This window comes from Nocardia albiluteola (assembly GCF_018860155.1).
Classification (GTDB): domain Bacteria; phylum Actinomycetota; class Actinomycetes; order Mycobacteriales; family Mycobacteriaceae; genus Nocardia; species Nocardia albiluteola.
The window spans coordinates 38,497-55,240 of sequence record NZ_JAHKNI010000022.1; the positions used below are offsets into that span (position 1 = coordinate 38,497).

Annotated in this window: 15 protein-coding genes; 6 read left to right on the top strand and 9 right to left on the bottom strand. The window is 69.5% G+C overall.

Going from position 1 to position 16,744, the window contains the following annotated elements; translation table 11 throughout:
- Nucleotides 1-142: 142 nt before the first annotated feature.
- The 3 genes from KO481_RS38925 to KO481_RS38935 form a co-directional block, all read right to left on the bottom strand.
- Nucleotides 143-439 carry an MTH1187 family thiamine-binding protein gene (locus KO481_RS38925; RefSeq protein WP_215923567.1) on the bottom strand — a complete coding sequence of 99 codons (297 nt, stop codon included), beginning with the start codon at nucleotides 437-439 and terminating at the stop codon, nucleotides 143-145.
- Between the two features lie 76 nt (nucleotides 440-515).
- Nucleotides 516-998: a hypothetical protein gene (locus KO481_RS38930; RefSeq protein ID WP_215923568.1), complete on the bottom strand. Its 483-nt coding sequence runs from the start codon at nucleotides 996-998 to the stop codon at nucleotides 516-518.
- Between the two features lie 249 nt (nucleotides 999-1,247).
- On the bottom strand, nucleotides 1,248-1,703 hold the full coding sequence (locus KO481_RS38935) for a flavodoxin domain-containing protein (protein WP_215923569.1): 456 nt from the start codon (nucleotides 1,701-1,703) through the stop codon (nucleotides 1,248-1,250).
- A 514-nt stretch (nucleotides 1,704-2,217) separates the two neighbouring features.
- Between KO481_RS38935 and KO481_RS38940 the strand changes: the two genes are divergently transcribed.
- Entirely contained in the window at nucleotides 2,218-3,666 is a 1,449-nt protein-coding gene (locus tag KO481_RS38940) for a stealth family protein (RefSeq protein WP_215923570.1), read from the top strand.
- 109 nt (nucleotides 3,667-3,775) lie between these two features.
- On the opposite strand, the gene KO481_RS38945 is transcribed toward KO481_RS38940, so the two are convergent.
- From KO481_RS38945 to KO481_RS44555, 6 genes are all read right to left on the bottom strand, one after another.
- Nucleotides 3,776-4,720: a metallophosphoesterase gene (locus KO481_RS38945; protein ID WP_215923571.1), complete on the bottom strand. Its 945-nt coding sequence runs from the start codon at nucleotides 4,718-4,720 to the stop codon at nucleotides 3,776-3,778.
- Nucleotides 4,721-4,924: 204 nt separating this feature from the next.
- Complete coding sequence (locus tag KO481_RS38950) at nucleotides 4,925-6,268, bottom strand: MATE family efflux transporter (RefSeq protein WP_215923637.1); 1,344 nt, start codon at nucleotides 6,266-6,268, stop codon at nucleotides 4,925-4,927.
- A gap of 364 nt (nucleotides 6,269-6,632) precedes the next feature.
- Nucleotides 6,633-7,661, bottom strand: a complete 1,029-nt coding sequence (locus tag KO481_RS38955; protein WP_215923572.1) for a PLP-dependent cysteine synthase family protein — start codon at nucleotides 7,659-7,661, stop codon at nucleotides 6,633-6,635.
- A 57-nt stretch (nucleotides 7,662-7,718) separates the two neighbouring features.
- On the bottom strand, nucleotides 7,719-9,110 hold the full coding sequence (locus KO481_RS38960; RefSeq protein ID WP_372452182.1) for an alanine racemase: 1,392 nt from the start codon (nucleotides 9,108-9,110) through the stop codon (nucleotides 7,719-7,721).
- On the bottom strand, nucleotides 9,101-10,090 hold the full coding sequence (locus tag KO481_RS38965) for an ornithine cyclodeaminase family protein (RefSeq protein ID WP_215923573.1): 990 nt from the start codon (nucleotides 10,088-10,090) through the stop codon (nucleotides 9,101-9,103). The genes KO481_RS38960 and KO481_RS38965 overlap by 10 nt, the downstream gene beginning before the upstream one ends.
- A gap of 30 nt (nucleotides 10,091-10,120) precedes the next feature.
- Nucleotides 10,121-11,269 carry a TauD/TfdA family dioxygenase gene (locus KO481_RS44555; protein ID WP_308166950.1) on the bottom strand — a complete coding sequence of 383 codons (1,149 nt, stop codon included), beginning with the start codon at nucleotides 11,267-11,269 and terminating at the stop codon, nucleotides 10,121-10,123.
- 276 nt (nucleotides 11,270-11,545) lie between these two features.
- Here KO481_RS44555 and KO481_RS38975 point away from each other — a divergent pair, with 276 nt between their 5' ends.
- The 5 genes from KO481_RS38975 (at nucleotide 11,546) to KO481_RS38995 (ending at nucleotide 16,246) form a co-directional block, all read left to right on the top strand.
- Nucleotides 11,546-12,313 carry a lytic transglycosylase domain-containing protein gene (locus KO481_RS38975; protein WP_308166951.1) on the top strand — a complete coding sequence of 256 codons (768 nt, stop codon included), beginning with the start codon at nucleotides 11,546-11,548 and terminating at the stop codon, nucleotides 12,311-12,313.
- A gap of 340 nt (nucleotides 12,314-12,653) precedes the next feature.
- The gene (gene eno, locus KO481_RS38980) at nucleotides 12,654-13,943 is read left to right on the top strand and encodes a phosphopyruvate hydratase (RefSeq protein WP_215923576.1); all 1,290 of its coding nucleotides are present in this window, start codon (nucleotides 12,654-12,656) and stop codon (nucleotides 13,941-13,943) included.
- Between the two features lie 98 nt (nucleotides 13,944-14,041).
- Nucleotides 14,042-14,731, top strand: coding sequence for an FtsB family cell division protein (locus KO481_RS38985; protein ID WP_215923577.1), 690 nt, complete (start codon nucleotides 14,042-14,044; stop codon nucleotides 14,729-14,731).
- A complete protein-coding gene (locus KO481_RS38990) occupies nucleotides 14,728-15,264 on the top strand; it encodes a DUF501 domain-containing protein (protein WP_215923578.1) in 537 nt (178 codons plus the stop codon). Before KO481_RS38985 ends, KO481_RS38990 begins: the two co-directional genes overlap by 4 nt.
- 34 nt (nucleotides 15,265-15,298) lie before the next feature.
- Nucleotides 15,299-16,246, top strand: coding sequence for a Ppx/GppA phosphatase family protein (locus KO481_RS38995; protein WP_215923579.1), 948 nt, complete (start codon nucleotides 15,299-15,301; stop codon nucleotides 16,244-16,246).
- Nucleotides 16,247-16,744: the final 498 nt, after the last annotated feature.

Consider the following 16,744-nt stretch of genomic DNA (forward strand, 5'->3'; position numbering starts at 1 on the left):
CGTCGTAACCGAGCCTTCGAGGCCCCGGAGGTCATCGCGGCATTCACCGCCCTGGAGCGGCAACTGGCCAGGCCGGAGGGGGATACGCGCCACTCTCCGGTGGGGCGGCCGGTGCCTCGGCGGCGGTAGGATATCCGCCGCCCTACTCCTCGGCGAGATACCGCTCGACGCTGGCGACCTTCGAGGTCATGCCGTCGGTGATGCCCGGGCGGACGTCGGCCTTGATCACCAGGCTGCAGCGGGGGGAGACGGCCATGACGGCGTCGGTGGCGCGCTTGATCACGGCCATGACCTCGTCCCATTCACCCTCGACAGTGGTGTACATGGCGGTGGTCTCGTTGGGCAAACCGCTGGCGCGCACGACGCGCACGGCCTCGGCGACGGCGCGGCCGACGTCCTCGCCGACGCCGAGCGGGGTGATCGAGAAGGCGGCAATCATGCCCCCACCTCCCTAGCGCTCGGCTCCGGCACGATCGCGGGCGCTGCTGTGCCCATTGTTCGCTCGCTGCGCTCCCTCACGAGTGCGCCTCCGTCTCGGCCAGTTTGCGCAGCGTCGCGACGCGGGATTCCAGATAGCGCAGCTCGGAATCGTCGAGCACGTCGCGCTGGATGCCCGCGGTGATGGCGAACGCCGACTGGTGATGATCGTCGATCACGTCCACGTCGATGTCCACTGCCGCATAGTCGTCGGCGCCGGGCATCGGATCGGCCAGCACGTGGGCCCGCCCGCGCGCGCAGATGGCGACGTTTCCGGCGCCCAGAATCAGCAGCCCCACCTCGCGCCGCGCCCGCAGCCGTGCCAGCGAGCCGCGATCGGACTTGAGGCTCAACAGGATTCGCTTGTCGCCGGCGCGCACCGGCCAGGATACGGGGATGGCGTGCGGGGCCGGATCGGTCGTCACCAGTACCGCGATCGTCTCCTGCGGCCACTCCGGTAGAACGTCCAGTTCGGGATGATCGGTCTGGGACTCTTGACGCTCTCGGGCTCCGGCTGCCATCTTTGCTCACCTCACGGTCGGCTATGCGGCGGGCTGCGCCACGATAGCAGTGTAAGCCGTTGCGCCGCATGCCTGCTGGGTCGCATGTACTTTCCACCGAGTAACGACACGTGCACCCACGCCGGGCGGACCGATTCGCCGAGCGTACCCGTTGGCGTGGATGATCGTCCGGTCCGCTGGTGCCGGTGATACCGAGCGTGCCCGGTAGGGCGCGCGACCGCGGGGAGCCTCGACACGGTGCGCGGCGGATCAGGCCGGGGTGAGCGTGCCGATCGGTAAGTCCCGCGCCCAGTCGGCGGCCTGGTCCTGCGGGCGGGTGGTGGTGGACGCGTCGTGGCGGGCGTGTTCGCCGAACTGGGTGGCGCCCAGGCGGATCAGCCGTTCCGCGCAGATCTCCCCGCCGCGATTGAAGGTGTCGTCGTACACCGTGTCGCCGAGGCCGAAGACCGCGAAACGCAGTCCGGTCAGGTCGGGGAGGCGGTCGTCGAGCTGGGCGAAGAACGGTTCGGCGCCGGTGGGCAGCTCGCCCGAGCCGTAGGTGGAGCAGACGATGAGGCAGGGCCGGTCGAGGTCGAGGTCGTCCACGTCGAAGTCGGACATATCGCGCACGGCTGCCTCGTGATCCGATGCCAGCGCTTCCGCAATCGCCTCCGCGGCGCGCTCGGCGGTACCCATCTCCGTTCCGAACAGGATCGTCAATTTCATATGGTAAGGCTACCCTAAGTCGGTGAGATCCCGACAATTTCGGCTCCGCGGACGTTACCGCCGTGAAAACTGCACCCCACCAGGGCGGTTTCGGATTGACTTCTGGTAGCGCCGGCTGCATCATTCGTAACAGTTCCTCGTCCATATGAGGTCTATCGAGTGACCGGCCGATGTCTGTCCGGTGAATCCCGCCGACACTGCCCTTCGGTTCGCCGAGCGCCGGTGCCGACATCTGCGACAACCACTGTGGCGCACTACCGCGCCCGTCTCCGAGCGAGGTGAGAACGAATGGAAATCCGGTCCTTACGGCTTCGATTGTGGGCTGCCTTCCCGAACAGTCTCACCGAGCGAAGTATTCACTAGCGCGCTGACGCAGCTTCTACCAGCGCGCTCACGGGGTTTGCGAGCCCTCCGTCGTCGTGGCGGAGGGTGTTGTGTGTGTTCGTCTTTCACGGGTGCCGGTGCCCGCGGGTCCGCAGGGGCGGGCCGTCCGGGCCGGACAATGAGGCAGGAGATGGTAATGGTGGAATTCGGTGCGGTCGACATGACCGGCTCGGCCGGTGTGCGCAATCTGGCGGTGTCGGCCGCGGTGGTCGGTGATCTGCGGTATCTGCGAGCCGAGTTCGCGGCGCACGACGTCTCGTACCTGCTGGTGCGGGACTCGGCCCATCGGCTGGTGCTGGCGGTGGACTCGGCCCATCGCACCGCGTTGCGCCGGGTGCTGGGCGCGGCGATGGTCGCCGGTTTTACGTGTAACGAACTGCGTCACAATGTGTTCCGGCTCGGGCGCGATCTCGATCCGGCCCATCATGTCGAGATCGAGCTGTGGGACCACCACGGCGACACGGTCGAATGTCCCCGTCCGAACGCGCTGACTCGCAACGTCTTCGACCTCGCCGATGTGAACCCGACGACGGTGCTGCTGTACGACGCGAGCTGGCCGACCCTGGACGGCATGTTCGCCCCGCATGCCACCGATGTCGGCTTCGACATCGATATCGTCTACTCCTGGGTCGATGGCAGCGATCCCGAATTCCGCGCTCGCCGTGCGGGAATGATGGCGCAGGTGGTCGTCGGGGAGGGAGACGAGGCCGACGCCCGCATCCGCCAGATCGACGAGCTCCGCTATGCGCTGCGCTCGGTGCACAAGAACGCGCCCTGGATTCGCCGCATCTTCATCGCCACCGACTCCGAACTGCCGCAATGGCTCACCGACGATCCGCGGGTGACCGTCGTGCGCGCGGTGGACCACTTCTCCGACACCAGTGGGCTTCCGGTGTTCAACTCGCACGCCATCGAATGTCAGCTCCAGCACATCGAGGGTCTGTCCGAGCACTTCCTGTACTCCAACGACGACATGTTCTTCGCGCGCCCGGTGCGGCCCTCGATGTTCTTCACCCCGGCCGGGATCAGCCGCTTCATCGAGGCGGGCACCCGGATCGGACCGGGCGGAAACAACGAGCGCCGCAGCGGTTTCGAGAACGCCGCCCGGGTGAACCGGCAGCTGCTCACGCGGCGTTTCGGGCCGGTCATCACCCGGCATCTCGAGCACACCCCGGTTCCCCTGCGGCGCAGCGTATTACACGAGATGGAGCAGGTCTTCGGCGAGGACTTCGCGCGCACCCGGGCCAGCCGGTTCCGCGCGGCGACCGACATCTCGGTCACCAATTCGCTCTACCACTACTACGCCCTGCTCACCGGGCGTGCGGTGCCGCAGGAGACGGCCACGATGCGGTACGTCGACACCACCCGCCACGCCGGTTTGGCGCTGCTCGAGGGGCTGAGGAGGAGCCGGAACGCGGACTTCTTCTGTCTCAACGACGGCAGCTTCCCGGAGGTCGCCGAGACCGAACGGGTGCGCGCGGTATCGGAATTCCTGGAGGTGTATTTCCCGGATCCGGCTCCGTGGGAGGAGATTCCGGACGACGATTCGCTCGCGGCACTCGAATCGGGAGCGGCATAAGAGGATTCGCCATCCCCGTGGAGTGACTTCGCCGGAATCGTCGTGCGGCCCGGACCGGCCGGCGGCCTGGTCGTGATGTCCGACCACCTGTGGAGGGTCCCTCCGGGGATCAGCTGATCGATTCGCCGTCCGATTCGGGTGCCGACGCGTCGAGGACCTCAGGAATACGCGATGCCGGAGGAATGATGATCCCCTCCTCGGCCAGCCGCCGCGCGGCCTCCTCGGGGGTGGCCGGCTGTCCGACGGTCGGTCCCTGCGTGAGCGGAACCACCGAATGCACCACGGTGTCGGGATAGACGTGCACGTAGTTGAAGCTCTGCGCCCCGTCCCGGCCGCGCTGCCCGCCGTCGGCCACCGCCAGATCCTGGCTGTAGCACGCGGAAGATGCCACGGACACCGGGATTCCGGCGAACGTCGCGGTGGTCGAGAAGTGCAGATGGCCGGCCAGGATGCTGCGCACGTCGGTGCCGTCCAGCACCTGGGCGAGGCGGCGCTGGTCGCGCAGTTCCACGGTCACCGCGAGATCCTGGATGCAGGGAACCGGGGGGTGGTGCATGGCCAGGATCGTTCCGAAGGGCGCGGGTTCGGCCAATACCGAACGCAGCCAATGCAATTGGTCGGTGGTGAGTTCGCCGTAGTGGTGGCCCGGCACGGTCGTGTCGAGCACGACGACGCGCAGCCCGTCGAACAGGTACACCCGGTCCAGCGGTGCGTCCGAGCCGTCCTCGTCGAGCAACTGTTCGCGCAGCGTGGCGCGGTCGTCGTGGTTGCCGGGCACCCACACGACCGGCACACCGAGTCGGTGCGCGAGCGGCTCGACCAACGCGCGCAGGTCGCGATATGCGGCGATCTCGCCCCGGTCGGTCAGGTCCCCGGTGAACACGATCGCGGTCGGGGTGATCCGGCTGGCCTCGGCCCGGGCGAGCAGTGCGCGCAGGCGCTCCTGCGCGTCGACCGCTCCGTAGAGCCGGCCGTCGGCGACCAGATGGGTGTCGCTGAAGTGAAACAGAACATGGTCCGGTCGCGGGTATTCCGCAACTCTGCTGATGTGCACCGGACTCCTCCTGGCGTACTCGCCCTGGCTCGCGCTCCCTCGTGAGGATATCGAAGCCTTTCTCTACAAAGTGCCCACGGCCGGTGTCCGCATGCTTACACGAAGGTGAGAATTGCGTGTCGATCGCGGCCGATCGGGCGGGCTGACTGCCGCAGGTGCGCCGAGCCTGACGTCGGTACGCTCGGTGGCCGTTCGATCGGTGCGCTAGCTCGAGCTGCTGCCGACCCGTTGCGCAGGAGGGCCGCTTCGCAGCAGCGAACGGGCGTGCAGCAGCGCGAAATACCGGCGCAGCATCAGCGTCGCGGTGGTCGCCAGCCCGGCCGTCAGGCCCAACCAGACGCCCGCCGCACCCAGCCCGGCGGGGAAGGCCAGCAGCAGCGCGACGGGGAGGCCGACCACCCAGTAGCCGACGAGCGAGAGCCGGAATCCGGCGCGGGTGTCGTGCAGGCCGCGCAGCAGGCCGTTGCCGATGTTCTGGGCGGCATCGAAGAACTGCAGCACGATCGCGATCAGCAGCAGGGTGTGGGCGAGTCGGACGGTCTCGCTGTCTTGGCTGGTCAGGAAGGGGTGCAGCACCAGATCGGGCGTCGCGATGTACAGCACCGCGACCAGTGCGACGACCACGGCCGCGTGCCGCAGCGCCAGCCAGGCCAGGCCCCGGGTGCGCCGGAATTCCTCGCGGGCCGCCGCCCGGCTCACCAGGATCGACGCGCCGTGCGAGAGCCCGATCGCCACCTGGAACACGATGTAGACCAGCTGGTAGACGACGTTGTGCGCGGCCAGCGCGGCCGGGCCCAGGGTGCCCATCGCCAGTGCCAGCACCGAGAACAGCCCGGCCTCCGAGCCGTAGGTCAGCGCGATCGGGGTGCCCAGGCGCAGCTCGGCCGCGATCATGGACCGGTGCGCCGGCCACATCCGGATCGGTAGCGTGGGGCCGAGCAGCGCATCGCGCCGCACCATCGCCCAGAACACCACGCAGGTGATCAGGAAGACGAGCGAGGTGGCGACGCCGATCCCGGTCAGGCCCAGCGCGGGCAGCCCCGCCCAGCCGTGCATGAGGGCTAGGGCCGCAACCAGATTCAGCGCCACCGAGCCCAGCGTCACCAGCAGCAATGCCTGCGGGCGCTGCATGCCCACGGTGTACTGGCGGATCGCCTGGAACCACAGGCAGGGCAGCAGGCCCGGGGCCAGGGCCACCAGCATCGGCCGGGCCTGCGCCAGGACGTCGGCGTCCTGGCCGAGCCAGCGCAGCGCCCAGCCCAGGCCGATCAGCACCGCCGCGCCCGCGATGCCCGCGACGGTCGAGATCAGCAGGCTCGCCCGGACGACGTCACGGATATCGTTGTCCGCCCGGGTGTTCCGCTTCTCCGCCCGGCTCACCGCCGTCGCGACCTGATTGCCCGTCGCGGTGATCAGCCCGACACACATGGTGCGAATCTGGTTGAACAGCACCAGCGCCAGCCCACCGGCCGCGACCTGGTCGACCCCGAGCGAACCCATCAGGGCGATATTGGTGGTGGACACCGCAACCTGCGCCAGCTGCGTCATCGCGATGGGGGCCGCGAGTGCCGTCAGCTGTCGCCCGTCGGTGCGGATTGCCCTCCCGCTCACCGCAGTCGACCCCGCGACGTGTTGCGCACCAGGGATGTAAGCGCGCTCGCGGATGTCTTCCAGGCATTCGACCCCATAGGCTCGGGGATCCCGATTCCCATGAGCCCGGCGTGATTTCGGCCGCGATCTCGCGGCCGGATTTCGGCCGAGAGCACGCCGGAACGACCGTTCGGCCGTGTGCTGGACGGCCGGATCGGCTGCACACCCCGGCGCGTGATCGGCTGTTCGCCGACCCGCGAGGTCCGTGGTGCCCCACCGTGGGTGGACTGCGCGCGGCGCCGATGGGCGGGGTTCGGTGCATTCACCGCGCGCCCACCAGGTCTCGGTGGGCGGGGGCGTAGCGGTCGAGCAGGGCGAGGACCTCGAGTTCGGTGGCCTGGTCGAGCAGGTCGCGGTCGCTCATCCAGTCGTCGTCGAAGATCGTGTCGAGGTATTTCTCCCCGCCGTCGCAGACGATGGTCACCACGGTGGAGGCGGCGGGAAACTCCTCGAGGCGGGTCAGGGCGGCGTGCACGGAGCCGCCCGCGGAGCCGCCGATCAGCAGCCCGGTCCTGCGGGCCACGGCGCGGGCGGTGGCGAAGGCGGCCACGTCGGACACCTTCAGGCCCTCGTCCAGCAGTGAGTAGTCGACCGCGGTGCCGACCGTCGCGCCGGGCGGGGTGCCGGTGCCGGACTGCCAGTACGGGCCGCCGGGGCCGCCGAAGGCGATCGAGCCGACCGGCTCCACGCCGATCACCCGCGCCGGGCGGCCCAGTTCGCGCAGCCGTCGCGCGGTGCCGAACAGCGAGCCGCCGGTGCCGACCGCCGATAGCAGGATATCCACCCGGTCCAGGTCTGCCAGCAACTCCTCGGCGACCGCGTAGTAGCCCAGGGCGTTCGCGTCGTTGTTGTGCTGCTCGGTGAAGTAGGCGTCGGGGCGGGCCGCGGCCATCGCCTCGGCCAGATCCTCGCGCGCCGAGGTCGCGAGTGCGTCGTCGTCGCTGTCGGCGACGTATACGAGCTCGGCTCCCATGGCGTGCATCGCGCGCAGTTTGTCCTTGCAGGCGTGGTGGTCGACGACCGCGGTGAAGCGGTAGCCGCGTTCGGCCGCCACCACCGCCAGACCCAGTCCGGTATTACCCGATGTCGATTCGATGATATGCCCGCGATCGTTCAGCAATCCACGGCGCTCGGCGTCGAGCACCATTTCGCGGGCCATCCGGATCTTGGCCGCGCCGGTCGGGTTGAACTGCTCGAGCTTGAGCAGCAGCCGGGTGCCGGTGGCCGTCGACGCCAGCTCGAACAGTGGGGTGTTGCCGATCAGGTCCGTCACGCGCGTGACGAGCGGCATGCGGGTCTCCTCGATGGTGAGTTGTGAGTGACAGGTGGTTCGGGGGTGGCGCGTCGTTCAGAGCGGGCCGGTGTCGAGCCGCCAGCGCATCCGCCCGTCCGGTGTGGACCGCAGCACCACCTTCGGCGGGATCGGCAGCCCGTGGAACGCCGATTCGTTCGAATCCATCTGGTAGCCGGCGGTATTGGGATAGACGAGCAGGTCGCCGATCGTGGCGGCGCGGGGCAGCGGGATGCGCCGCCAGCTGAGCATGTCGGATTCCAGGCAGGTCGCGGCGCCGACGCAGGCCGGGGTGCCGGCGCCGGGCCGGGTGGGCCACAGCACCGGATCCGGGAGGTATTCGCTGTCGAACCACTGCTCGGACAGGCTCAGGCTGGTGCCGTCGACGGTGAGCAGTTGGTACGGATGGCCCTGTGCAGTACGGATTTTCACGCCCTGTACTCGCAGTACCGTGCTTCCCGCGCGATCGAGCAGGGCCCGCCCGGGTTCGATGGCCAGCCGGATCCCGTTCTCGCGCAGCCGCCGTGCCAGCTGAGCATGGTCGAGAACGGCCGCGAGCATGACCGGTCCCGGAGTGTCGCAGTGATAGGGGTAGTAGGTGTCGAAGGACTTGCCCGCATGGAACCGGCCCGGTCCCGCTGCGGCGAGAAAGCCCTGCCACGCCTCCACGCCCACGTAATCCACGGCGAAGCCCCCGCCGATGGAGATGGTCCGCGCCCGATGTCCCCGGGCGCGGGCGGCGAGGCATCGATCGACCAGCGCGGCGGCCAGCTCCGATCGGGGGATCGGATCGTAGCCGGACAGGTGAAAACTGAAGCCCTCCAGCATGATCGGCCCGAGATCGGCGCGGTTCACGGCGGCATCGAGTTCGGCCGGGGTCATCCCGAAGCGGCTGTCCGAGCCGGGTGGCAGCACCCGAAGCAGCACGCGGACCGCGGATCCCAACTCCACCAGGCGATCCAGCTCGCCCGGCTCGTCGACGGCGATCAGCGCCCCGTGCCGCGTGGCGAGCCACAACAGCTCCGGCGACTTCGCCGGACCCGTCACCACCAGATCCTCGCCCCGCACCCCGTTCGCCAGCGCGGCCACGAGCTCGCTCACGCTCGCAACATCTACTCCCGCACCATGATCCGCGCAGGCGCGAACGACGCACGCGGCCTTGTTCGCCTTCTTCCCGTAGAAGATCGCGCCGTCCACTCCCGCCTGCTCGAACACCGCCCGGAACCCGTCGATGTTGCGCCCGACCCGCTCGGGATACATCACATGAAACGGCCTGCCGATCGCGAAGGCCATGTCCCCCAGGAGATCCGGGTCTTCGAGTAGTCGCTGTTCCCACTCGTCCCGGTGTGCGGGCATCGGCGGCGCGGCAATCGCGAGTCGATCGTCCGCGATGGCCGACGTGCCGCCAGGTGCGGCTGCGGCTCGGTTCGCGCCGGGGCTCAATCCCACAGGGCGACCTCCGTTCCCCGGCCCTCGGCGATGGCACGTTCGGCAAGGGCGTGGGCGACCGCGATATCCGTCAGCACCAGGCCGCTGTTGTAGACGAAGATGCGTTCGTCGTCGCGGGTGCGGCCGGGGGAGCGGCGGTTCAGGATCTGCGGCAGTTCGGTATCGACCCGGCGCAGGGTGCCGTCGGGGCCGGCCATATCGGTTCCGGTGAGGGCCATCTGTTCCGCGCTGGTCGCGACGACCCGGTCGGCGTCGGCGAGTGTCGAGGGGGCCAGGCCGTAGCCGACCAGAACTACCGTGGAACCCGGTGCGAGATCGGCGGATTCGAGGGCGACCTTGGTGCCCGGGCCCGCGGTGGCCAGCACCACGTCCGCGCTCGCCGCGGCCTCCCGCGGATCGGCGACGGTCTGCAGTTCCAGCTGCGGGTGGTGGGCCGCGAGGTGGTCGTACACCGCCTTCATGCCCTCGGGGTGGGTGCCGTAGAGCATCAGCCGATTCAGCTGGGGATTGGCGGCGAGCAAGTGCGGCAGCGCATTTCGGCCCTGGGTGCCGGTGCCGATCAGCAGGACGCTGCGGGCCCCGGCCCGCACGGTCTCGCGCACCAGCAGCGCCGACACCGCGGGGGTGCGCAGCGCGCCGACGCGGGCGCAGTCCATCATCGCGATCGGCATGCCGGTCGCGTCGTCGTACAGGGTGATCGTCGTGTAGTAGCGCTTGGTGCTGCGGTCGTGGCTCGGATCGAACTTGTACGAGGTCTTCATCGCCACCACCCGGCGGCGGCCGTCGCGGCCCAGCATGGCGTACGCCACCGACCAGCCGTCCGGATGGGCCACGCTGAGCTTGCGTGGATTGTCCGAATCGCCCGCCGCCAGTGCCAGATACGCCTCCTCGACCGCGCGGACCACCGCGTCGGGGGTGATCGGAACGTCGGCGAGGTCGCTGCGGGACAGTACGCGCAGGGGTGTCGGTCGAGCACTCATGTCGATCCTCGGTTCGCTGGTCGCAGGTGTTCAGTTCAGATCCGGGGCAACGGTCCCCGGCGGCCGGGCGACGGACCGCGCCGAGAACGGGGTGACCGTGTGCTGCCCGTATCCATTCTCCGCCGCCTCGGCCGCCGACCGCCGCCGTTGCGGGAGCCGCACATTCACCCGCTTGAGCCACCGGTCGCTGCCGTCGTACCGCGGGGTGAACGGCACGCGGCCGTGCACGACCGCGTCGTTGTCGACCAGCAGGAGCTCGCCCGGTTCCAATATCGCTGTGCGACAAACTCTTTCGAGCTCGGCTCCGAGATGCTCGTAGGCGCTGCGGAATTCATCGTCCGCGTCGTCGATCGGGGTGTAGGCGGGGTCGTAACGCAGCGTGGGCAGGCCGTCGCGATCGCCGACCGTCGCGACCGGTGCGGTGGGGTAGCGGTGAAAGTCGGTGCCGTAGGAGACATCCGGCAGGATCGGCAGGTGCGCGCGGCCCAGGAGCCGGCGCTGCCGCTCGTCCAGCCGCACCTGCCGTACCGAGGACACCGTGGTGCCCACCCGGTCCGGGTTACGCAGGCAGCCCAGCATGAGCAGATGCGCCCGGCCCGGATGAAAGGCGTCCTCGGTGTGCGGACTCAGCAGCGTGGTGCTGCTCGCGCCCGACTGCTCTTGCTCGTGGCCGGGGGAGGGGACGATGTTGTTGACCAGGCGCCCGCCCTGCTGGCCGCGCCAGCCGAACGGTTCCCCGGCCGCGCGGGCGAGCAGCAGCATCGCGATGTCGAGCTCGAAGCTCGAGCGCCGCTGCTCGGGATCCGCGCTCCATGCGGCGGCCTCCCGCCAGTCGCGCGGGGTGGGGCCGAGCTCGTCGTCGCGCACCGGTAAACCGCTGATGATCGTTGCACCGGCGCTGGTCGCGGGGGGTGCGACCCCGGTCCGCACCGCATCGGGCAGGTCGGTGACCCGCGCGTCGACCAGGTCGATCAGCCGGGGATCGGCAAGGGTGGGGCAGGCCTGTCCGGACGACGAGGCGACGGCATCGATTGTGATGGCAATCTCATGCGCCGTATCGCATACCGCCCTTGCGGCGGCTGCGGGAAGGGTGCGGCGCTCGAGTTCTCCCGAGGGTGTGGAGGTGGGTGTGCCGTGCGGTGGGTGATACGTCTTACGTTCGCAGAGAACGTGTTTCACCAGGTCTTCCCTTCTGCGAGGCATGGTGAAGCAGGTATGGGCCACTCGATCTGCGAAGGTAGTCGCTTCAACATCATTAAGCAAGGCTTACCTAATGAATGCTGGCAGTGATAGAAGATGGGCATCGCACACGGCGCGGTGCGGCGTGCGTCGAGCCCGGGCTCACCTCTGTGAATCCGTCGCAGCCTCCCCGGGGCGCGGATCTTCGTGGTGATGCTCACTCGAGTCCCGGGGCTGTCGAGCCCCGTCGGGCCCGATGATCTGGATGATGGAGTAGTGCGTAAGTCCAGGACCGGTCGTGGCGTGATTCCCGCTGCGCGCGCCGGTTTGCCGGCCGTCGCGGCGCTGGTGTTATCCGGATGTCTCGCGCTGTCGGGATGCGGAAGCTTCGAACACCTCCCGCCGATTCCCGACGGAATTCCGCCCGCCCCCGGCGCCCCGACGCCCGCGATCAACCTCGATGCCCCGGGCCGCACCGCCGAGCAACTGCACGACTGGGCCGCCGCGCGGTCCCGCGCCCTGAGCATCCCGGTGACGGCGCTCGAGGCATACGGCTACGCCGCGGCGGTCATGGCCCGTTCGCACCCGGACTGCGGCATCGGCTGGACCACCGTGGCCGCCATCGCCTACGTGGAGAGCAGGCACGGCAGCCACGGCGGCGCGCACATCGACCCCGGCGGCAACGTCGCCCCGCCCATCCGCGGCATCCCCCTGGACGGATCCCCCGGCGTGGCAAGGATTCTCGACCAGGACGCCACCGCCCGCACCGGCAGCCCGGTCTACGTCCGAGCCATGGGCCCCTTCCAATTCCTCCCCGAAACCTGGCAGCGCTGGGGTGTGGACGCCAACGGCGACGGCATCGCCGACCCCGACAGCATCGACGACGCCTCCCTCACCGCCGCCCGCTACCTCTGCGTCAGCGGCGGCGACCTCACCGCCGCCGCCGGCTGGCAGCGCGCGCTGCTGACCTATAACCAATCCACGACATACATGCTGACGGTCCGCCGTGCGGCGGCGGCCTACGGCGTCGGCCGCCACCCCTGATCAGCACCCTTGATTCGGCCGACGCGCCGACAACCCGACGACCGGCGTGCCCAGCGGCGGCGAAGCCTGTCCGTTCGGCTGGAACTCGCCCGCGAAGCGATGGGCACAAGAAGTAGACCTGCGGTTTTCGGCGCGGCTCGGCGTTCGGGTACCGCTGCGCATTCGACGAAGGAGCAAGCAGCGGTGCCCGAACGGCGCGCCCCTCGGGCGCCGAAAAACAGCCGGAGCGAAGCGGAGGCGATCAAACACAGTAGGCTCGCACCTGCACGGGATCCCGTGCGACCTGCCCATGGACGGCGGTGAGCAGGACCGTTGTTGCAGCCGAAGGAGTGTCGTTTTCGTGGCCATCATCGAACAGGTCGGAGCTCGCGAGATCCTGGATTCGCGCGGTAACCCCACCGTCGAGGTCGAGGTTGCACTCGACGACGGCACGCTCACCCGGGCGGCCGTACCTTCCGGCGCGTCCACCGGCGAGCACGAGGCCGTGGAGCTGCGTGACGGTGGAGACCGCTACGGCGGCAAGGGCGTGCGCAAGGCCGTCGAGGGCGTGCTGGACGAGATCGCACCGGCCGTGATCGGCCTGGACGCGGTCGAGCAGCGCACCGTCGACCAGGTGCTGCTGGATCTGGACGGCACGCCGGACAAGTCCCGGCTGGGCGCGAACGCGCTGCTGGGCGTCTCGCTGGCGGTCGCGCGCGGCGCCGCGGAATCCTCGGGCCTGGAGCTGTTCCGGTACCTGGGCGGTCCGAACGCGCACGTGCTGCCGGTGCCGATGATGAACATCGTCAACGGTGGCGCCCACGCGGACAACAGCATCGACTTCCAGGAATTCATGATCGCCCCGATCGGCGCGCCCACCTTCCGGGAGGCGCTGCGGTGGGGTGCGGAGGTCTACCACGCGCTCAAGTCCGAGCTGAAGAGCAAGGGCCTGTCGACCGGTCTGGGCGACGAGGGCGGCTTCGCCCCCGAGCTGACCGGCGGCACCCGTGAGGCGCTCGACCTGATCGTCGCCTCCATCCAGAAGGCCGGCTACAAGCCCGGCTCCGACGTTGCCGTGGCACTCGACGCGGCGGCCACCGAGTTCTACACCACCGGCCAGGGGTACAAGTTCGAGGGCAGCGTCCGCTCGGCCGACGAGATGGGCAAGTTCTACGCCGAGCTGCTGGCCGCCTACCCGCTGGTCTCCCTCGAAGATCCGCTGGCCGAGGACGACTGGGACGGCTGGGTCGCGCTCACCGACCTGATCGGCGACAAGGTGCAGATCGTCGGCGACGACCTGTTCGTCACCAACCCCGAGCGCCTCGAGGACGGCATCGTCAAGGGTGCGGCCAACGCGCTGCTGGTGAAGGTCAACCAGATCGGCACCCTGACCGAAACCCTGGACGCGGTCGATCTCGCGCACCGCAACGGCTACAAGACCATGATGAGCCACCGCTCGGGCGAGACCGAGGACACCACCATCGCCGACCTGGCGGTCGCGGTGGGCAGCGGCCAGATCAAGACCGGCGCCCCCGCGCGCAGCGAGCGCGTGGCCAAGTACAACCAGCTGCTGCGCATCGAGGACGCGCTGGGCGATTCGGCCCGCTACGCCGGGGACGTTGCGTTCCCGCGCTTTGCCGCCGAGGGGTAGTACCGTCGGATCCGTTGTGGCCGCGGCGCGAACGCCGGATCCCCGGGTGGGATCCGGCCGCGCCGCGGTGTGGATCAGAGGCGATTTCGAGGTGTGAGATGACCGAACGGCGCGGTGCCGGTCCCGGCGGACGTGGTGACCGCCGTTCGTCGCGGTCGGCGAATTCCCGCCCCGAGCGTCAGCGCGCCGCCGCGAGCACGCAGGCCCGCACCGCCGCCGGACAGCGGGCCGGGCAGCGCCGGACCTCGAGCTCCAAGGCCGAATCCGGTGTCGCGGAGAAGAAGTCGGCGCCGCGGTCCACCGGACGGTCCAGATCCCCGCGGGCGCGCGAAGCGAAACCCAAACGCGAGCACCGGATCCTGGGCCTGTCCACCGGCCGCGCGGTGGTGCTGGCGGCGGTGCTGTGCGCGCTGGCGCTGACCCTGGCGGTGCCGACGCGCACCTATCTGAGCCAGCGCGCGGAGGCGACCCAGCTGGCCCAGCAGCGCCGCGACCTCGAGGCCGACGTTGCGCAGCTGCGCGAACGCCGTGCGCAGCAACAGGATCCGAACTACATCAAGTCCGAGGCCCGGGATCGGCTGCGGCTGGTGATGCCCGGCGACACCGCCTACATCGTGCAGGTGCCCGGCATCGAGCAGCCCGCGGTCCCCACCCCGACGGCCGCGCCCCGCAGGCCGGACCCCTGGTACACCCAGCTGTACCGCAGCATGGACAACCCGCAGCCGGCCGCCGCGCCGGCCACGACCGCACCCCCGCCACCACCCACCCCGGAAGGACCGCACCGGTGACCGAGACCCCACCCAGTGACGCCGATCTCGAGATCGTCGCCCGGCAGTTGGGCCGTCTGCCGCGCGGTGTGCTGGCCGTGGCCTATCGCACCCCGGACGGCCAACCGGCCGTGGTGAAGACCGCGCCGCGGCTGCCCGACGGGACCCCGTTCCCCACGCTGTACTATCTCACCGATCCGCGCCTGACCGCGGAGGCGAGCCGCCAGGAGGCCGAGGGCCTGATGCGGCCGATGCAGGAGCGGCTGGCGACGGACCCGGAGCTGGCCGTGGCCTACCGCAAGGCGCACGAGAGCTATCTGTCCGAGCGCAACGAGATCGAATTCCTCACCACGCACACCGATTTCAGCGGCGGTGGCATGCCGGACCGGGTGAAGTGCCTGCATGTGCTGATCGCGCACGCGCTGGCCAAGGGGCCGGGACTGAACCCGCTCGGTGACGAGGCGGTGGCGCTGGCCGCCGACAACGGCCTGCGCGGGACGGCGATTCCGGCCGATTGGCCCGCCTACGCCGATCTCCATCCGGCCGAGTCCTGACAATGCCGACAGCTGACGAGAAGAGGGTGGCGCGATGAGTAACCGGGTGGCCGCGGTGGACTGCGGCACGAATTCGATCCGATTGCTGATCGCGGATGCCGGCGCCGACGGCCGCCTCACCGACGTGCACCGCGAGATGCGGATCGTGCGCCTCGGGCAGGGCGTCGACGCGACCGGGGAGCTGAATCCCGGCGCGATCGAACGTACCCGCGTGGCCCTGCACGACTACGTGGACCTGATGCTCGAGACCGGCGTCACGACCGTGCGCATGGTCGCCACCTCGGCCACCCGCGACGCGCGCAACCGGGACGACTTCTTCGCTATGACTGCAACGGAATTGGGCCGCGTCGTCGAGGGCGCACAGGCCGAGGTGATCACCGGCGACGAGGAGGCGCGGCTCTCGTTCGCCGGTGCGGTCGGGGAATTGTCCAGCGCCGCAGGGCCTTTCGTGGTCGTCGATCTCGGCGGCGGATCCACCGAGGTGGTGCTGGGTGACGCGAGCGGCGTACACGCCGCCTATTCGGCCGATATCGGTTGTGTGCGGATCACCGAGCGCTGCCTGCATTCGAATCCGCCCACACCCGAAGAGGTTGCCGCGGCACGGTTTTTCGCCTCGCAGCGCCTGGCGCAGGCGTTCGGCGTGGTGCCGGTGGAGCGGGCGCACACCTGGGTCGGCGTGGCCGGGACCATGACCACGATAGCCGCCGTCGCGCTGGACCTGCCCGAATACGATTCGGAGAAGGTACATCTGACGCGCATGAGCCTGGATCACCTTCGCGCCGTGTGTCATCGGCTGATCGGCATGGACCACGACCAGCGCGCGGCACTGGGTCCGATGCATCCGGGGCGGGTCGATGTGATCGGCGGGGGAGCGGTGATCGCCGAGGTGCTGGCCGACGAGCTGGCGCGCCGGGCCGGAATCGGTGAACTCATCGTCAGCGAGCACGACATTCTCGACGGAATCGCTTTATCGATCGCCTGATCGGGTCGGGGAACGATTCCGGCGTGCCCGCGGCCGGAATCCACTACGGCGCTGTGGATTACGCGGACGCCCGCCGAACGGCGCCTCGAGATGGCCGGGCGGGACCGGGATGGTGAACCGGGACGGGGTCGTCCGTGCGGTCGCGGCGCGATCGATCCGCCCTCGGATTGCCGGGCATATGGACAAGGTTGTCCGGTAGGTCGCGGAGATGGGGTGTCAGGGGTGCTTTTTCGATGCGTGCCTCGGGTTGTGCGCGTCGGCCGGCCCGGGGCGTCGTGCGCTCGTCGAGCGTGGCGTTTCGCCGTGACGTCCGGTGGTTTCGTTTCCGCAAACGGCCATCCGCGACGGTAGGGATTCGGTATGACGTGTCCGTGTTCCCCGCCTCGAGCCGTGAGCAGGAGATGCGGGCCCGGTACCGGGCGCATCGCCGCCGGATTGTTCCTCAACTACCCTGTCCAGGGGACTCGCGGATATTCGGTGGCAAATGAGTGACGTGAG